This window comes from Microbacterium sp. (genome assembly GCF_041909575.1).
GTDB lineage: Bacteria > Actinomycetota > Actinomycetes > Actinomycetales > Microbacteriaceae > Microbacterium.
In genome coordinates this window covers 24,021-40,636 of record NZ_JAYRDE010000014.1, presented here as the reverse complement: position 1 = coordinate 40,636, position 16,616 = coordinate 24,021, and the positions used below count along the sequence as shown (strand labels likewise).

18 protein-coding genes are annotated in these 16,616 nt (G+C 69.8%); 8 read left to right on the top strand and 10 right to left on the bottom strand.

Going from position 1 to position 16,616, the window contains the following annotated elements; translation table 11 throughout:
• The coding region (locus ACE3O1_RS03875) for a PLP-dependent transferase (protein ID WP_374312610.1) at nt 1–496 on the top strand (496 nt) is incomplete at its 5' end.
• Between the two features lie 68 nt (nt 497–564).
• On the opposite strand, the gene ACE3O1_RS03870 is transcribed toward ACE3O1_RS03875, so the two are convergent.
• The 3 genes from ACE3O1_RS03870 to ACE3O1_RS03860 form a co-directional block, all read right to left on the bottom strand.
• On the bottom strand, nt 565–1,110 hold the full coding sequence (locus ACE3O1_RS03870) for a MerR family transcriptional regulator (protein ID WP_374312608.1): 546 nt from the start codon (nt 1,108–1,110) through the stop codon (nt 565–567).
• A 112-nt stretch (nt 1,111–1,222) separates the two neighbouring features.
• Nucleotides 1,223–1,915 carry a MerR family transcriptional regulator gene (locus ACE3O1_RS03865; RefSeq protein ID WP_374312606.1) on the bottom strand — a complete coding sequence of 231 codons (693 nt, stop codon included), beginning with the start codon at nt 1,913–1,915 and terminating at the stop codon, nt 1,223–1,225.
• Nucleotides 1,915–2,424, bottom strand: coding sequence for an FHA domain-containing protein (locus ACE3O1_RS03860; RefSeq protein ID WP_374312604.1), 510 nt, complete (start codon nt 2,422–2,424; stop codon nt 1,915–1,917). The genes ACE3O1_RS03865 and ACE3O1_RS03860 overlap by 1 nt, the downstream gene beginning before the upstream one ends.
• A gap of 168 nt (nt 2,425–2,592) precedes the next feature.
• Between ACE3O1_RS03860 and ACE3O1_RS03855 the strand changes: the two genes are divergently transcribed.
• Entirely contained in the window at nt 2,593–2,943 is a 351-nt protein-coding gene (locus ACE3O1_RS03855; protein WP_374312602.1) for a hypothetical protein, read from the top strand.
• 45 nt (nt 2,944–2,988) lie between these two features.
• Here ACE3O1_RS03855 and ACE3O1_RS03850 read toward each other — a convergent pair whose 3' ends face one another.
• Entirely contained in the window at nt 2,989–3,390 is a 402-nt protein-coding gene (locus ACE3O1_RS03850) for a hypothetical protein (protein WP_374312600.1), read from the bottom strand.
• A 109-nt stretch (nt 3,391–3,499) separates the two neighbouring features.
• Here ACE3O1_RS03850 and ACE3O1_RS03845 point away from each other — a divergent pair, with 109 nt between their 5' ends.
• Nucleotides 3,500–4,078 (top strand): copper resistance protein CopC, encoded by a 579-nt coding sequence (locus ACE3O1_RS03845; RefSeq protein WP_374312598.1) that lies wholly within the window; start codon nt 3,500–3,502, stop codon nt 4,076–4,078.
• A gap of 70 nt (nt 4,079–4,148) precedes the next feature.
• Complete coding sequence (lpdA, locus tag ACE3O1_RS03840) at nt 4,149–5,546, top strand: dihydrolipoyl dehydrogenase (protein WP_374312596.1); 1,398 nt, start codon at nt 4,149–4,151, stop codon at nt 5,544–5,546.
• A gap of 257 nt (nt 5,547–5,803) precedes the next feature.
• On the opposite strand, the gene ACE3O1_RS03835 is transcribed toward lpdA, so the two are convergent.
• Complete coding sequence (locus tag ACE3O1_RS03835; RefSeq protein ID WP_374312594.1) at nt 5,804–6,439, bottom strand: CYTH domain-containing protein; 636 nt, start codon at nt 6,437–6,439, stop codon at nt 5,804–5,806.
• Entirely contained in the window at nt 6,426–6,659 is a 234-nt protein-coding gene (locus tag ACE3O1_RS03830) for a response regulator (protein WP_374312592.1), read from the bottom strand. The genes ACE3O1_RS03835 and ACE3O1_RS03830 overlap by 14 nt, the downstream gene beginning before the upstream one ends.
• A gap of 145 nt (nt 6,660–6,804) precedes the next feature.
• Between ACE3O1_RS03830 and glgP the strand changes: the two genes are divergently transcribed.
• The 3 genes from glgP (at nt 6,805) to ACE3O1_RS03815 (ending at nt 10,525) form a co-directional block, all read left to right on the top strand.
• Nucleotides 6,805–9,363, top strand: coding sequence for an alpha-glucan family phosphorylase (glgP, locus tag ACE3O1_RS03825; protein ID WP_374312590.1), 2,559 nt, complete (start codon nt 6,805–6,807; stop codon nt 9,361–9,363).
• A 40-nt stretch (nt 9,364–9,403) separates the two neighbouring features.
• Nucleotides 9,404–10,135: a glutamine amidotransferase gene (locus ACE3O1_RS03820; protein WP_374312588.1), complete on the top strand. Its 732-nt coding sequence runs from the start codon at nt 9,404–9,406 to the stop codon at nt 10,133–10,135.
• 69 nt (nt 10,136–10,204) lie between these two features.
• Nucleotides 10,205–10,525: a hypothetical protein gene (locus tag ACE3O1_RS03815; protein ID WP_374312586.1), complete on the top strand. Its 321-nt coding sequence runs from the start codon at nt 10,205–10,207 to the stop codon at nt 10,523–10,525.
• A 6-nt stretch (nt 10,526–10,531) separates the two neighbouring features.
• Here the strand turns inward: ACE3O1_RS03815 and ACE3O1_RS03810 are convergent, their stop codons facing one another.
• Together ACE3O1_RS03810 and ACE3O1_RS03805 are read right to left on the bottom strand one after the other, a co-directional pair.
• Nucleotides 10,532–11,293, bottom strand: a complete 762-nt coding sequence (locus ACE3O1_RS03810; protein ID WP_374312584.1) for an NAD(P)H-hydrate epimerase — start codon at nt 11,291–11,293, stop codon at nt 10,532–10,534.
• Nucleotide 11,294: 1 nt separating this feature from the next.
• On the bottom strand, nt 11,295–12,302 hold the full coding sequence (locus ACE3O1_RS03805; protein ID WP_374312581.1) for a YihY/virulence factor BrkB family protein: 1,008 nt from the start codon (nt 12,300–12,302) through the stop codon (nt 11,295–11,297).
• A gap of 86 nt (nt 12,303–12,388) precedes the next feature.
• On the opposite strand from ACE3O1_RS03805, the gene ACE3O1_RS03800 reads away from it, so the two are divergent.
• Complete coding sequence (locus ACE3O1_RS03800) at nt 12,389–14,056, top strand: GspE/PulE family protein (protein ID WP_374312614.1); 1,668 nt, start codon at nt 12,389–12,391, stop codon at nt 14,054–14,056.
• Between the two features lie 179 nt (nt 14,057–14,235).
• Here the strand turns inward: ACE3O1_RS03800 and ACE3O1_RS03795 are convergent, their stop codons facing one another.
• Entirely contained in the window at nt 14,236–15,471 is a 1,236-nt protein-coding gene (locus tag ACE3O1_RS03795) for a type II secretion system F family protein (RefSeq protein WP_374312579.1), read from the bottom strand.
• 1 nt (nt 15,472) lies between these two features.
• On the bottom strand, nt 15,473–16,612 hold the full coding sequence (locus ACE3O1_RS03790; protein ID WP_374312577.1) for a type IV pilus twitching motility protein PilT: 1,140 nt from the start codon (nt 16,610–16,612) through the stop codon (nt 15,473–15,475).
• Between the last annotated feature and the right edge of the window lie 4 nt (nt 16,613–16,616).

Below are 16,616 nucleotides of genomic sequence, written 5' to 3'. Positions count from 1 at the left end.
CATCACCGGCGCGATCATGCACCCGCTCGCGGCGTACCTGCTGCACCGGGGCCTAGGGACGCTCCCGGTGCGTGTTCGAGCCCAGCAGGACGGCGCTCGCGCCGTCGCGCGCTGGCTTGCGACGCGCCCCGAGGTGTCGCGGGTGCACTTCCCCGAGTTCGCGGAGTGCGACCCCCAGGGCTTGATCGGCACGCAGCAATCCGGGCCCGGCGCCATGATCGCGATCGAGCTCGCCGGCGGGTTCGAGGCGGCAAGCGCGCTGACGTCGTCGGTCGAGCTCTTCACGCATGCGGTCTCTCTCGGAAGCGTGGATTCGCTCATCCAGCATCCCGCCGCGCTGACCCACCGGCCGGTGCAGAGCGAGGCGAAGCCGTCGGACGCGCTCGTGCGGTTGTCGATCGGCCTCGAGGCTCCGCAGGACCTCATCGCCGACCTCGCACAGGCGCTGACAGCCGTGTCCGCCGTGCGTCGGCCCGAAGCGGTCGCCGCGCGCTGACTCGATCGCGCCTCGGAGGATCTCGCAGACTCGGAGCGCGCGGGCCGGCGTCACCGCACGCCGCGGCGTCAGGCGGTGCGGGCTGCGCGGCGAGCGGCGAGCTCGTCCATGGTCTCAGGCGCCTGCGCGTCGAAATCGACGAGCTCGGACTCGACCTCGCGCAGCACCTTGCCGACGGCGATGCCGAACACGCCCTGCCCGCGGCTGACCAGGTCGATGACCTCGTCGTTCGAGGTGCACAGGTACACCGATGCGCCGTCGCTCATGAGCGTCGTTCCGGCGAGGTCGCGGATGCCGGCTGCGCGCAGCTGGTCCACTGCCGTGCGGATCTGCTGAAGCGAGATGCCGGTGTCGAGCAGTCGCTTGACGAGCTTCAGGACGAGGATGTCGCGGAAGCCGTACAGGCGCTGCGACCCGGAGCCGCTCGCACCGCGCACGGTCGGCTCGACGAGCTCGGTGCGGGCCCAGTAGTCGAGCTGACGGTACGTGATGCCGGCGGCGCGGGCGGCGACCGCTCCGCGGTACCCCACCTCGTCGTCCATCGCCGGCAGGCCGTCGGTGAAGAGGAGTTCAGCGACGAACGGCTCGCCCTCGGCCGCTTCTCGAGCAGTCATGCTCGGTCCCCCTCCCGTTCGGATAGTCCCACGCTAGATGAGCCACCCGCCTCTATCAACGACATCGGCTGTTCGTGCCCGGCGTGTCGCGCGATGTCGTCGCGAACCGGGGTCACGACAGGAGCCGCTCGAGCGCTCCGCGCACGAAGATCGACCGCACCTCGTCCAGTCTCTTGGCCAGTTCCGGCGCCAGCTCTCCCGCGCGGCCGCGGGAGGCGGCATCCGTCCGCCGCAGCAGCGGCGCGAGCGCCTGCTCGACCAGCGCGACGTCGCGCTCGGCGTTCTGGCGCAGCGCCCGCACGTGGCGCGGCTCGATCCCGTGGCGGTCGAGCGCGACGAGCGCGCGCAGGAGCGCGACGGACTGCTCCGTGTAGGCGTCGGACCCCACCAGGACGCCGGTGCTGATGGCGTCGTTGAGCAGCTGCGGCGCGGCTCCCGCTGCGGCGAGCAGCTCGTCGCGGCGGTACCGGCGCGGCGCCGGGACGATCGACGGCGGCGGCACCGCGGTCGGCGTGGCCGGCTCACGCCCGGCGTCGACGTCGGCGAGGTACTCGCGGATGACGACGAGCGGCAGGTAGTGGTCGCGCTGCAGGGTGAGCGCGAGGCGCAGCCGTTCGAGATCGGCGGGCGAGAACTTGCGGTAGCCGGACTCGGTCCGCACCGGCGTGACGATCCCCTGCACCTCGAGGAAGCGGAGCTTGCTGGAGGTCAGTGAAGGGAACTCCGGCGACAGCCGTGCCAGCACCTGCCCGATGCTCAGAAGACCCGCGGACGAGGATCGTTCGCGGGCGGAAGCGGCCGGCATCACTCGTCCGCGACCTGGGCGAGGTCGGCGGGCGAGACGAAGAAGTTCAGGCGGAACTTGCCGACGCGCACCTCGGCGCCGTTGTTCAGCACCGCACGGTCGACGCGTTCGCCGTTGACGTACGTGCCGTTGAGAGAGCGCTGGTCGACGAGCTCGAACGACGAGCCGGTGCGCGTGATCTCGGCGTGACGGCGCGAGACGGTGACGTCGTCGAAGAAGATGTCGGCTTCGGGGTGCCGTCCGACGGTCGTCACGTCGGTATCGAGCAGGTACCGGGCTCCGGCGGTCGGCCCGGAGCGGACGAGCAGCAGCGCCGCGCCGGTCGGGAGCGCGTCGATCGCTTCGAGCTCGGCCTCGGCCAGCTCGCTGCCGAACGGCACGAAAGACAGGTCGGAATCGTGCCCGAAGGTCTGGGTGGTGTCGGATCCGCGGTCGGTGTCACCCGAGTCGCCGAACGAACCGGAAGCCCGGCGGATGTCGCCCTCGTCGGGTCGGCGATGTTCCTCCACGGTGGTCCTCCTCTGCGTGCAAGCCTATCCGATCACCTGATGGGCGAAAGAGGCGGAATCGGCCTCGCACGGCGCCGCGCATTGTTTCGCCCCGTGTCGGCCGAGGTGTACGGGTATGGCTCCCGACCTAACGTGGTGAAGAACGAAACTACGAGAAGGAGCCCCGTCGTGTCGAGCCAGCAGCGCCAGATCCCGCCCCTCGAGGTGCGTGAGCGTGCGACCTGCATGTGCGACCACGGCGATGCGTGCTCCTCGTTCGCGCCGGGTCACGCGCTGCACCTGATCCAGTCGCGCCTGGCCGCGGCGACGCCGTCGGACTGGTCCGATGCGATCGTCGAGCACGCCGATCCCGCGTCGGGAGTGATCCTCGTCCGCGCCCTCGCCGACGGAGCGCCGGTCGCGCTGTGGAGCGGCGCCGGAGCGGCGCACGTGCTCGTCGCAGGCGCGCCGGTGTCGGTGCACGGGCGCTACCACGTGCTCGCGGTCGGCCGCGAGCGCTTCAACGTCCTGGTGCGCTGACGGGCGGGCGGATGCCGCGGCCGGCGCGGTGGGAGTGATCCCGGGTCAGGCGGCCTTCATCATCATGTCCTTGACGGCCATGCAGGCGTCCATGCACGCCTGGCACGACTGAGCGCACATGTTGCAGACCTCGCTGTGGTCGGCGTGCTCCATGCACTCGTCCATGCAGGTCTGGCACATCGCGATGCAGGCATCGAGCATCGCCATCATCGACGCGGGCGTCATCCCCTGCATGCGCATCATGGCGCGCATCATCGTGTTGCACATGTCGGCGCAGTTCATGCACGCCGGCGCGCACGACATCAGCTGTGTGGAGCACACGGTGCATGCCTGCTCGCAGGCCGAGCAGGCGTCCATACAGGCCTGCAGCACCGCCATGTCCATCGTGTCCATGCCCGGCATCGACATCATGTCCTTCGACATGGCGTCCATCATCATGGCGTCCATCCGCCACCGTCCTTCCGCTGTGCGGCCGGCGGGGCAGGTGCTCCCGCCTGCCGCCATGCTAGACCTCGGCGACTCCGGATCGAAGGGGCCGGATAGGCTCGATCGGGTGATGTCACAAGGAATTCACACGAGCTTCCGCGCCCGCGCCCTCGCGCTCGTCGCGGCCTTCCTCGTCGCCGTCGCCGCGCTCGTGCTGCCGGCATCCCCCGCCGTCGCGCACGACGAGCTGCTCGGCAGCGACCCCGCCGCCGGCTCCACGGTGGACGGCCTGCCCGCGCAGATCTCCTTCACGTTCAGCGGCATCATCGCGACCGACCCGGGGGCGTCGGAGGTGTCGGTCACCGATGCGTCCGGCGCCGAGCTCGCTGAGGGTGCCCCCACGGCGCAGGACAACGAGCTGACGCAGGCGCTCGCGGGCGCGGCATCCGGTCCCCTCACCGTGCTGTGGAAGGTCGTCTCGAGCGACGGGCACCCGATCTCGGGCGAATTCACGTTCACCGTCTCGGGGACGGCGGAGTCCTCCGCCCCCGCGGAGCCGGCGCCCTCCCAGAGCGAGCTCCCCGACGACAACCAGGTGGATGCCGGCGCGACCCTCTTCGCGAATCTGCTCCCGGTGCTGATCGCGGCGGGCGTCGTCGCGGTCGTCGTCGTGGCCATCGTGCTCGCGACCCGCCGTCGCCGCACCTGACCGCCGCTCCCGCCGCTTGACGGGCCCGACCCCCGGCTCCGGGCCACGCGCCGCGCACTAGGCTGGAAGCATGCCTCACTACGACGTCGTCATCCTCGGCGCCGGCCCCGGCGGGTACGTCGCGGCCGTTCGCAGCGCTCAGCTCGGCCTCTCGGTCGCGATCATCGAAGAGAAGTACTGGGGCGGTGTGTGCCTGAACGTGGGCTGCATCCCCTCCAAGGCTCTGCTGCGCAACGCCGACCTCGCCCACGTCTTCCACGACCAGGCCGAGCTCTTCGGCATCTCGGGCGAGGTGTCGTTCGACTTCGGCGTCGCGTGGGACCGCAGCCGAAAGGTGTCCGAGACGCACGTCAAGGGCATCCACTACCTGATGAAGAAGAACAAGGTCACCGAGTACGAGGGCCGCGGGAACTTCACCGGCCCGAACGCGATCACGGTGACCAAGGCCGACGGCTCCACTGAGGACGTCACCTTCGACAACGCGATCATCGCGACCGGATCGAAGGTGCGTCTGCTTCCCGGTGTGACGCTCAGCGAGAACGTCGTCACGTATGAAGAGCAGATCATGTCGCGCGGCCTGCCGGAGTCGATCGTGATCGTCGGTGCCGGCGCGATCGGCATGGAGTTCGGCTTCGTGATGACCCACTACGGCGTCAAGGTCACGATCATCGAGTTCCTCGACCGGGCCCTGCCCAACGAGGACGCGGACGTGTCCAAGGAGATCGCACGGCACTACAAGAAGTACGGCGTCGACATCCTCACCTCGACCAAGGTCGAGACGGTCGTCGACTCCGGTGACAAGGTCACCGTGACCTACACGGGCAAGGACGGCGCGCAGGGTTCGATCGAGGCCGACAAGGTGCTCATGTCGATCGGCTTCGCCGCGAACGTCGAGGGCTTCGGGCTCGAGAACACCGGCGTGAAGCTGACCGACCGGGGTGCGATCGACATCGACGACCACATGCGCACCAACGTGCCCCACATCTACGCGATCGGCGACGTCACCGCCAAGCTGCAGCTTGCCCACGTGGCCGAGGCGCAGGGCGTCGTGGCCGCCGAGACCATCGGCAAGGCCGAGACCATGACCCTCGGCGACTACCGCATGATGCCCCGCGCCACGTTCTGCTCCCCGCAGGTCGCCTCGTTCGGCCTCACCGAGCAGCAGGCCCGCGACGCCGGCTACGACGTCAAGGTCGCCAAGTTCCCGTTCTCGGCCAACGGCAAGGCCAACGGCCTCGGCGAGCCGATCGGCTTCGTCAAGCTCATCGCCGACGGCGAGCACCTCGAACTCCTCGGCGGCCACCTCATCGGACCCGACGTCTCCGAGCTGCTCCCCGAGCTGACCCTCGCGCAGAAGTGGGACCTCACCGCGCTCGAGACCGCCCGCAACGTCCACACCCACCCGACCCTGTCCGAAGCCGTCCAAGAGGCCTTCCACGGCCTCGCCGGGCACATGATCAACCTCTGACCCGAGCCTTCGCGACGAAGCCCCGAGCCCGCATGGGCCGGGGGCTTCGTCGTCGGTCCGGGGGGTCGCCCCCGGACCGTAACTCCTGCACTTGCGGCATCCGCTCCGCTGCCTGCCGCGAAAACACGGGCTCGCTCACCGCGCACACACTCACAGTGCAGGAGTTATGGGCACTTCACCCGCGGCCTGACGGCACCCGCGCCGACGGCACCCGCGACCGGCGTCAGCGCGGCGGACCGGGGCGCGGCAGACCGGGCTCAGTGGCCGAGGGCGCGGGCGAGCTTCGAATCGGATGCCGCGGCGCGGCCGCCTGCGGCCAGTGCAGCGGCCTCGACCGCGGCGAAGAACGTCGCGCGCCACTGCGGGTCGGCCGGTGCGGCGGGCCCGAGTTCGATCTCCCACTCGTGCCACTCGCGCTCGGCGCCGCTGCGCTCGTCGCGCGTGCGGACGTGATCGTCGGCGAACTCCGCGACGACCCCTCCGCTGCTGTCCGTCAGCTCGTAGGCGGTGCGCTCGTTGCGGATGCGCGCCAGCGGCGTCAGCGCAGCGTCGCCCGCGACCGCGGCGAGCTCCGCACGTGCGCCCGCCGGCACCACTCCGGGCTCGCCGAGCGGCCAGTGCAGCTCGACGCGTCCGCCGTCGGCGCCGCGCGGACCCTTGATGTGCCAGCCGGCGTCGGGGCCGCCCGTGCGACGACGCAGCGCATACCCGTGGCGGGCGAGCGCGGCATCCGCGGTGTCGAGGTAGGTCGCATCCAGCGATCGCACCTCCCCGGCGCTCACCGCCGAGACGCCGGGAATCGCCGACCAGTCGGGCACGGCGACGCCGGCGTCGACGTCGAACTTGAGCTCGACCTCGACCGACCGCGTGGGCGAGTCCTCAGCGGCGGTCACTGGCCGAGTCGCTGTACGGATCGATCTCGTCCTGCGACTCGATGAACCAGAACGCGACCTCGGTCGGGCCGTCGCCTTCACCGGTCTTCTCGGGCGAGCCCTTGCGCTCGTACACGACCTGGGTCTCGCTGTACGGGACGATCAGGCGGTCGAGCTGAGGGTCTTCGAGGGGCAGGAGCTGCCCGTCGAGCGGACCTCCGTGCAGTCGTGCGATGGCCATGTGCTCAGCGTAGTCCCGGGGTCCGGATGCGGACGAGACCGCCGGGGCGCGCGTGTCCGCCTGTCCCCGGAGCGCGGCTCCAGTCCGCATTCCGCCATCCGCCGTTGTGCAAGCGTTTTCATCCAGAGCCCCTAGACTCGCTCGCGTGAAGGCCATCCGAACGTTCACCGTCCGCCCCGTTCTCGCCGAGGCCCTCGCACCTCTCGATCGCCTCGCCGCGAACTGGCGGTGGTCCTGGAGTCGTGCGACCCACGCCCTGTTCGCATCGATGGACCCCGCCCTGTGGGAACGGATCGGCGCGAATCCCGCGCGGATGCTCGGCGCCCTGGGACAGGAGCGCCTCGACGAGCTCGCCCGCGACGAGAACTTCGTGCAGCGCGTGCGCGAAGAGGACGAGCGCCTCTCCGCCTATCTCGACGGCGAGCGGTGGTTCCAGCGCCTCGAGGGCGACAAGCCCGCGCACATCGCCTACTTCTCCCCCGAGTTCGGCGTCGACGGCTCGCTCCCGCAGTACTCCGGTGGCCTCGGCATCCTGGCCGGCGACCACCTCAAGAGCGCGTCCGACCTCGGAGTGCCGCTCACGGGCGTCGGCCTGTTCTACCGTGCAGGCTACTTCCGACAGTCCATCGGCGACGACGGCTGGCAGCACGAGAGCTACCCCCTGCTGGACCCGTACGGGCTGGGCCTCACGCTCCTGCGCGACGGCGACGGCGCCCCGATCGAGATCTCGCTCGGGCTCCCCGGCGACCGGGTCCTGCACGCCCGGGTATGGGTGGCCGACATCGGCCGCGTCCCGCTGCTGCTCCTCGACTCCGAGACGCCGTCGAACTCGGACGAGCTGCGCAAGGTCACCGACCGCCTCTACGGCGGCGGCGGCGAGCACCGACTGCTGCAGGAGCTGCTCCTCGGCGTCGGCGGGGTGCGCGCGGTGCGCGCCTGGTGCGAGCTCACCGGCCGTCCGACTCCGGACGTCTACCACACGAACGAGGGCCACGCCGGGTTCCAGGGACTCGAGCGGATGTCGGAGCTGATCACGCACGACGGGCTCGGCTTCGACGAGGCTCTGGCGCAGGTGCGGGCGGGGACCGTCTTCACCACCCACACGCCGGTGCCGGCGGGCATCGACCGCTTCCCGCGCGAACTCATCGCGGACTATCTGGCCGGCGGCCTCTTCCGTGGCCTGGACTCCGGCCGAGCGATCTCCCTCGGTCTCGAGACGTGGGACGGCGGCGACCAGGGCGTCTTCAACATGGCCGTCCTCGGCCTGCACCTCGGCCAGCACGCCAACGGGGTCTCGGTGCTGCACGGCGAGGTCAGCCGCGGCATGTTCGGGATGCTGTGGCCCCGCGTCGACGCCGACGAGGTGCCGATCACCTCGATCACCAACGGCGTGCACGCGCCGACGTGGGTTCATCCCGCGCTCAAGTCGCTCAGCGAGCGCGTGTGGGGCGACGCGCACACCGACACGCACGACTGGAACGACCGCAGCGCCGTCAGCGACGCCGAGCTGTGGGGTGTGCGCCAGCAGATGAAGGGCGAGCTCGTCGCCGAGGCGCGACGCCGGGTCGCGGCATCCGTCACCAACGGCGCCGGGATCGTGCCCGCGTGGATCGACGATCTGCTCGACCCCGAGGTGCTCACGATCGGGTTCGCGCGCCGGGTGCCGACCTACAAGCGCCTGACGCTCATGCTCCGCGATCCCGAGCGGCTCACCGCACTGCTCACCGACCCCGAGCGCCCGGTGCAGATCGTGATCGGCGGCAAGTCGCATCCCGCCGACGACTCGGGCAAGATCCTCATCCAGCAGCTCGTGCGCTTCAGCCGCGACCCGAAGGTCCGCGGGCGGATCGTCTTCCTGCCGGACTACGACATCGGCCTCGCGAAGGACCTCTACCCGGGCTGCGACGTGTGGCTGAACAACCCGCTGCGCCCGCTGGAGGCCTGCGGGACGAGCGGCATGAAGGCCGCCCTCAACGGCGCACTGAACCTCTCCATCCTCGACGGGTGGTGGGACGAGTGGTACGACGGCCGCAACGGCTGGGCGATCCCCACCGCCGACACGGCATCGAACGACGAGGAGCGCGATGACGCCGAGGCTGCGGCCCTCTACGACCTGATCGAGCACCAGCTCGTGCCGAGGTTCTACGAGCGCGAGGGCGGTGTGCCGGTGGCCTGGCTCGACATGGTCCGCCACACCATGACCGACCTCGGTCAGAAGGCCACGAGCGACCGCATGGTCCGCGACTACGTGCAGCGCCTGTACGTCCCCTCGGCCGCGCACGACGTCGCCCTCCGCGCGAACGGATTCGCCGAGGCGAAGGCGCTCGCGGCGTTCGTCGCGCGCGTGACGGAAGCCTGGCCGCGGGTCGTGATCGCGGGAGTGGACGCGTCCGGCATCCCGTCCCAGGCGCAGGCCGGCGACGCGCTCGAGATCAGCGCGGCGGTCCGCCTCGACGGGCTCTCGCCCGACGACGTCGCCGTCGAGCTGGCCTACGGCCGCACGGACGAGGACGACGCGCTCGCGCGCGACCATTCGGTGCAGCGCCTGGAGCCGGCAGGCCCGGCCGTCGACGGCATCACGACCTTCACCGGCACGCTCCCGCTCACCGTGACGGGCACGTTCGGCTACACGGTGCGCGTCGTGCCGACGCATCCGCAGCTCGTCTCCGCCGTCGAGCTCGGCCTGGTCGCCTCTCCCTCCTGACCCGCCTCTCGGCGCCGCGACGACTGCGTAGGCTGGGGTCGTGAAGCCGTTCGTCCTCCTCGCCACGCGGGCCGAGGACGTGCCCGCCGACGAGGAGTACGCGCTGTTCCTGCGCTACACCGGGCTGGACGAGCGCGACCTCGTGCGGATCCGCCTGGAGGCGGAGCGGATGCCGCGCCTCGACCTCGATGCCCTCTCGGGCATCTTCGTGGGCGGCGGACCCTTCAACGCATCCGACCCGGACGAGAAGAAGACGTCGGTGCAGCATCGTGTCGAGGCGGAGTTCCAGACCCTCCTCGACGACGTCGTCGCCCGCGACTTCCCCTTCCTGGGCGCCTGCTACGGGGTCGGGACCCTCGGGGTTCACCAGGGCGCCGTCATCGACCGCACCTATGGGGAGCCGATCAGCGTCGTGCCCGTGTCGCTGACCGAGGACGGGGCATCCGATCCGCTCCTGGACACCCTCCCCCGCGAGTTCGAGGCGTTCGTCGGCCACAAGGAGGCGATCACGGTGCTGCCTGCGTCGGCGACGCTGCTCGCCTCGTCGCCCGACTGCCCGGTGCAGATGTTCCGCGTCGGCGAGAACGTGTACGCGACGCAGTTCCATCCCGAGCTCGACGTCGACGGCATCACGACCCGCATCCACGCGTACGCGGGCTACGGGTACTTCGCGGCCGACGAGCTCGAGCTCACGCTCGCGGCCGTCCGGCGTGCCGCGGTGTCGCACCCGAGTCGGATGCTGCGCACCTTCGTGGAGCGCTACGCCCGCTGACCGGTGCGAGGCGGACCCACGGGTGTACGCTCCTGACACCAGCCCGAACCGCCCGATCCGAGGTGCCCGATGGTCGCGACCAGGATTCTGATCGCCAGCGCCGCCGTCGTCGTGGTGGCGTCGGCAGCTCTGCTCGCTCCCTCGCTCGCCTCGGGCACGGCGCTCGCACCCGCGTTCGTGCCGGCCACGGTAGCTCCGCACGGCGGTGCCGGCGAAGGCGAGGGCAACGGCTGGGGCCACCACAAGGACTCCGACGACTTCCCCGGCAGCAACGGCTGGGGCCACCACAAGGACTCCGACGACTTCCCCGGCAGCAACGGCTGGGGCCACCAGAAGGACTCCGACGACTTCCCCGGCAGCAACGGCCGCGGGCACCAGAAGGACGACTGACCCGGTCTAGCTCTCCCCGCCCCGAGGGGGCGCGGCCCGCCGCACCGCGGCGCGGGCTTCGTGCGCGAATGCGTCCGGCGCGACGAGCACCCGCGAGACGGATACCTCGCCTGCCGGCGGGATCGCCTCGAGCACCGGCCCGAGGCCGAGGTCGACCAGCACGACGTCGCCGGCCAGCTGCGGGCCACGGCCCCTGGCCAGGCCGGCCTTGACGGCGCCGAACGTCACCGTGAGCGACGCGGGGAGGACCACGTCGTCGGCGGTTCCGGTGTCAGGGTGCAGCCCGCTGGGGACGTCGACGGCGACGATGCGCGGCATCCGGTCTCGCACGATCGGGAGAAGCCCCGCGACCACGTCTCGGCCGGTGCCGCGCAGCGCGGGGTCCGCCGAGGCGCCGATTCCGAGGATGCCGTCGACGATCAGTGCGGCTCCGGCTGCCGCCTCCGTCGCCGCGTCGCGCGCGATGCGGCGCGCCCCGGCGCCGAGCGCGGCAGCGAGGGCGGGTTCGTGCACGCGGCTTCCCACCGTGACCACCTCGACGTGGGCGGAGCGGGCGCGGTCCGCGGCGGCGTACAGGGCATCGCCGCCGTTGTCGCCGCTCCCGGCGAGCACGCGCACGCGCCGGGACGCGGCATCCGTCAGCTGCTCCGCCGCGATCGCGGCGAGCGCCGCGGCGGCCCGGCGCATGAGCGGGATGCCCGCGTCGAGCAGCGGCCGCTCGGCGTCGCGCACCTGCGCGGCCGTGAAGAAGGGGACGACCGGAGCCACGTCAGGCGTCCTGGGGGTCCGACTTCCGTCGTGACTTCGCCGCGGCGGCCTGGGCGAGGTGCAGCTCCTCAGTCGCGACGCGCACGGCGTCCTCGGCGCGCTTGACGCGGCGCGCTTCGAAGGTCGGCGTGCCGTACTTCTCCCGCACGCGGTCGGCGTCCTCCGCGACGCCCACGATGATCCACGTCGAGGCGAGCAGGATCACCTGCGCCGACAGGTTGAACCACAGCAGCAGCGCGATCAGCGCGGCGAACGACGCGAGCAGCGGGTTGGCGCCGGCGCCGCGGACGAACAGGCCCGACAGCTGCTGCAGCACCGTCAGCCCGATCCCGCCGATGAGCGAGCCGACGATCAGGGTGACGGGGCGCGCCTTCACTCCGCTCAGCACGATGAAGGCGAGGGCGATGAGGACCGCGTCGAGCACGAAGACCGCGAGGAAGGCGACGCCCTGCGTGGCGAGATCGCCGACCCAGCCGTCGACGCCGACCCAGTCCCCCACGACGTCGACGAAGGTCGTGCCGTAGAACGTCACCGCCGCCGACAGCACGAACCCCCCGCCGATGGCGAGCGCGAGGAGCAGGTTGCGCAGGATCACCCAGATCCAGAACACGTCGTCGTGGATCTCGTCGGCCAGGGTGCGCAGTGCGGCGCGCAGCGATCCGATCGCGCCGATGGCCGCGCCGATCAGCGCGACGGCCGAGAGGATGCCGGCGAGCGTGAAGCCCACGGGCTCGATCTTGTCGACCTGGATGAGTCCGTCCTCTCCGATGAGGCCCGGGATCGCGGCATCCACCGTGTTCACCAGCGCCTGCCACGCGGCCGGATTGTCCGCCAGCCACAGGGCGGCGAACGAGAACCCGAGGGCCACCGCAGCGAAGACGGAGAACAGTGCGCGGTAGGTGATGCTGTCCGACAGCATGGGCCCGCGACGCTCGAGATAGTGGAACCAGACGCGCACGAGCTTGAGGGAGAGTGCCCAAGCGGTGAGGCGCGCGATAAGGTCAGCCATGGCGCAACCTTACTGAGCCCTGAGGAATTGCTTGGCCCCGCTCGACAAACCAGCCCTAATATGAGAGGTGGGGAATGGGGAACATTGTGAGGGGAATCGCGCAGACCCTTGTACTCACTGGGGCCGTGCGCGCAGCCGACATGTCTGCTGCGCTCGCGGAAGCAGGAGAGGGTCCAGAACTACAGCAACTGCTGGTCAGCTCGAAGCTGGTGACCGAGGCGCAGGTGGCGGAAGCCATCGCGCTGCACACCGGGCATCGCTTCGTCGACCTGTCCAACATGCCGCTCGATCCGAACGTGGTCGCGCTGGTGCCGGGCGCCATCTGTCGCAAGTACAGTCTGATCCCGATCGACCGTACGCGAGATCGGCTGACCGTCGGCATCCTCGACCCGACGGACATCGTCGCACTCGACGACGTCGCGAGCGTGACCGACCTCTTCGTCGAGCCGGTCGTCGTGGCCAAAGACGCCATGGCGCAGATGTTCGAGCGCTTCCTGCGGTCGGACGAGGAGCTCAGCGAGCTGTCGTCGACGATCGAGGAATCGACCGAGACCAACAGCTCGGCGTTCACGGAGTCGCTCGAGGAGCAGGACAACGATGCACCGATCGTGCGCTTCGTCAACCTGCTCATCGCACAGGCCATCAACGACCGCGCCTCCGACATCCACGTCGAGCCCGGTGAGAGGCAGCTGACCGTCCGGTTCCGCATCGACGGAGTGCTGCACGAGATGCAGAAGGCCGACCGGTCCATCCAGGACGGCATCATCTCGCGCCTCAAGATCATGTCGTCGATCGACATCGCCGAGAAGCGCAAGCCGCAGGACGGCCGGCTCTCGGTCACCCATGAGGGCCGATCGGTCGACCTCCGCGTGGCGACGCTGCCGACGGTGTGGGGCGAGAAGATCGTCATGCGCATCCTCGACAACACCGGTCAGACGATGACCATGCGCGACCTCCTGTTCTCCGGCGTCAACGACCGCCGCTTCCGCGAGTCGATCATGAAGCCGCACGGCATGATCCTGGTGACGGGCCCGACCGGTTCGGGCAAGTCGACGACGCTGTACACCGCTCTCCGGGCTGTGGCGAACTCGCGCATCAACGTCATCACCGTCGAGGACCCGGTGGAGTACCGCATCCCGGGCATCAACCAGGTGCAGGTGAACAACCGCGCCGGCCTGACGTTCTCGGCGGCGCTGCGATCGATCCTCCGCAGCGACCCCGACGTGGTGCTCGTCGGCGAGATCCGCGACCAGGAGACAGCGACCATCTCGATCGAGGCGGCGCTGACCGGTCACCTCGTGCTCTCGACGCTGCACACCAACGACGCCCCGTCGGCGCTGACGCGGCTCACCGAGATCGGCTGCGAGCCGTTCCTCGTCGCGACGGCGCTTTCCGCCGTCGTCGCACAGCGTCTCGCTCGCCGGCTGTGCATGCAGTGCCGCGAGCCGCTCGTGGAGCCGACCGAGGTGCTCACGTCCCTCGGATTCCCGCACGACCCGCGAGATGTCCCGCAGCTGTACAAGGCCGCCGGATGCCCCGCCTGCTCCAACACCGGATACCGCGGCCGCGTCGCCCTCCACGAGGTGATGACGCTCAGCGACGAGCTCGAGTCGCTCGTGGTCACGCGGTCCACCGGTTCGGAGATGCGCCAGGTCGCGTTGCAGCAGGGCATGGTCTCGCTGCGCGAAGACGGATGGTCGAAGGTCGCTCAAGGCCTCACGACCATCGAAGAGGTGCTGCGCGTCTCGGTCTGACGCCAGCCGCCATCGCCCCGCCGACGGGCTCGACGCGCTCCGGCGCGCCCCTCCCCCTTCAGAGCACGCGATGCGAGGCGAAGAACGTCCGCCCCCGGTGAGCCAGGCACTCACCGGGGGCGGCGTCATCGGCGCCCGACCCGTGTTGGGAGGGGATTCCGGCGCCGAGCCTGCGGACGCTACTGAGCGCCGAGATCCTGATAGAGGGTGAACATCGGCAGGTAGAGCGCGATCACCATGCCGCCGATCACCACGCCGAGCACCACGATGAGCACCGGCTCGATGGTGGCCGAGAGCTGCGCCGTCGCCGTCTCCACTTCGTCCTCGTAGAAGTCGGCGATACTCGACAGCATCTCCGAGAGAGTTCCGGACTCCTCGCCGACAGAAACCATCTGAGAGACCATCGTCGGAAACACCTCGGCCTTCGCGAGCGGGCCGGCGAACGACTTGCCCTGACGGATCGACTCCTGGACGTCTCTCACCGCCTGCTCGATCTTCCAGTTGTCCGATGCCTGCCCGACGATGGCCAGCGCCTGGATGATCGGCACTCCGGCCTCGAGCATCATCGACAGGTTCCGCGCGAAACGCGACACTGCGATCTTCGTCGTCAGCTTGCCGAAGATCGGGAGCTTGAGCTTGAGGGGATCCACGATCCGCCGCATCTGCTCGGTGTTCTTGTTGCGCGCCCACCACACGAGGAAGAGGACGACGAGAATTGCGATGAGGGGAAGCACCCACCACATGTTGCGCGAGACGTTCACGAGGAGCTGAGTCGGCAGCGGCAGTTCGCCGCCCATGCCTGCGAACATGTTCTCGAACACGGGGACGACGAAAGTCACCATCGCCAGCACGCCGAGGACGGCGATGATGAGGACGATCACGGGATAGGTGGTGGCGGAGCGGATCTTGTTCTGCAGTTCCGCCTCCCGCTTGTAGTTGTCGGCGATCGATGTGAGCGCCTGCCCGAGGAAGCCGCCGGTCTCGCCGACCTTGACGATGCTGAGCATCAGCGGGGGAAAGACCTCCGAGTGGCGCGAGAGGGCGCCCGAGAACGAGGTGCCGCTCTCGACGTCGGCGTAGACGGCGACCAGCGCTGGCTGCAGCTTCTTGTCCTCGGTCTGCTCGATGAGGATGTTGAGAGCACGCATGAGGGGAAGACCGGCGTTGAGCAGACCGGCCATCTGCCGCGCGAAGATCGCGAGCGACTTCGCGGAGACCTGCCGACTGATACCGGGAAGCTTCAGCTCGCGGTTCAAGCCGGTGTTCGACTTGAGAGTCACTTCGAGCGGTGTGAGTCCCTGGGCCTTCAGCTTTCCGGTCACAGCAGTCTCGCTCTGGGCCTCGACGACGCCCTTGACGACCGTGCCGCCACGCTGATCGACCGCGCGATAGACGAACTCCCTCAGGACGGCCACGTCATGCCTCCATCGTCTGGTGGTGCCAGTCGCCGGCATGCATCGACCACGCTTCGGCGTCGAGGTCCTTGGGACGCACGAACACGTCGTCGAGGCTCTTCGGATCGACGGCGTATGCCTTTGCCGCTTGCTGGGAGATCGTCCCCTCCTGCACGAGGCGCTTGAGATCCTGATCGAGCGTGTGCATTCCCGCGGCGGAGCCGGACTGCATTGCCGAGTACAGCTGAGCGACCTGACCTTCACGGATCATGTTCGCCACAGCCGGCGTATTGATGAGAACCTCCGTCGCGATCGTGCGGCCGTGGGTCTGTGCGAGAGGGATCAGCGTCTGGCTGATGACGCCCTGGAGCGTGTCGCCCAGCTGAGTGCGGATCTGAGCCTGCTGATCCGCCGGGAAGACGTCGACGATTCGGTTCACGCTCTTGGACGCGCCCTGCGTGTGGAGCGTCGAAAGCACGAGGTGGCCGGTCTCCGCGGCCGAGAGCGCGGTCTTGATCGACTCCGGGTCGCGGAGCTCGCCGATCAGGATCACGTCGGGGTCCTGACGGAGCACGCGACGCAGCGCCTCAGCGAACGAGGCCGTGTCGCTCCCGACCTCGCGCTGATGGACGAGCGATCTCTTGCTCTCGTGGCGGAACTCGACCGGGTCCTCGATGGTGATCACGTGGGCCGGAAGCAGCTGATTGATGATATCGACCATCGCCGTCAGCGTCGTCGACTTGCCCGACCCCGTGGGGCCGGTCAGGAGCACGAGCCCCCGCGGCATGAGCGCGAGATCACGCGCCACCGCAGGAGCGCCGAGCTCCTCGAGCGTGAAGACGCGATCCGGGATGAACCGGAGCGCCACCGCCATCGCGCCGAGCTGGCGGAAGACGTTGACACGGAAGCGCCCGAGGCTGCGGGTCGACAGCGCCAAGTCCGTCTCCTGGCGGGTGTCGAACTCCTCGCGCTGTGCGTCCGACATGATGCTGAAGGCGGCGCCCTCGAGCCAGCTCTGCGTGAGCGGTTCGGTGTATCCCGGGACAGCCACCAGGTCGCCGTCGACGCGCATCAGAGGGGCATGTCCCACCGTCAGGTGCACGTCGGATGCACGGCTCTGGGCGGCGCGCGCGAGCAGGGATTCGAGTTCGAACGTGTTCACCAGG

Bases quoted from the DNA above. Each gene is read 5' to 3' on its own strand.
- ACE3O1_RS03870 (WP_374312608.1), bottom strand. From the start codon at position 1,110: ATGACTGCTCGAGAAGCGGCCGAGGGCGAGCCGTTCGTCGCTGAACTC.
- ACE3O1_RS03865 (WP_374312606.1), bottom strand. From the start codon at position 1,915: ATGCCGGCCGCTTCCGCCCGCGAACGATCCTCGTCCGCGGGTCTTCTG.
- ACE3O1_RS03850 (WP_374312600.1), bottom strand. From the start codon at position 3,390: ATGGACGCCATGATGATGGACGCCATGTCGAAGGACATGATGTCGATG.
- ACE3O1_RS03845 (WP_374312598.1), top strand. From the start codon at position 3,500: ATGTCACAAGGAATTCACACGAGCTTCCGCGCCCGCGCCCTCGCGCTC.
- lpdA (WP_374312596.1), top strand. From the start codon at position 4,149: ATGCCTCACTACGACGTCGTCATCCTCGGCGCCGGCCCCGGCGGGTAC.
- ACE3O1_RS03830 (WP_374312592.1), bottom strand. From the start codon at position 6,659: ATGGCCATCGCACGACTGCACGGAGGTCCGCTCGACGGGCAGCTCCTG.
- ACE3O1_RS03815 (WP_374312586.1), top strand. From the start codon at position 10,205: ATGGTCGCGACCAGGATTCTGATCGCCAGCGCCGCCGTCGTCGTGGTG.
- ACE3O1_RS03805 (WP_374312581.1), bottom strand. From the start codon at position 12,302: ATGGCTGACCTTATCGCGCGCCTCACCGCTTGGGCACTCTCCCTCAAG.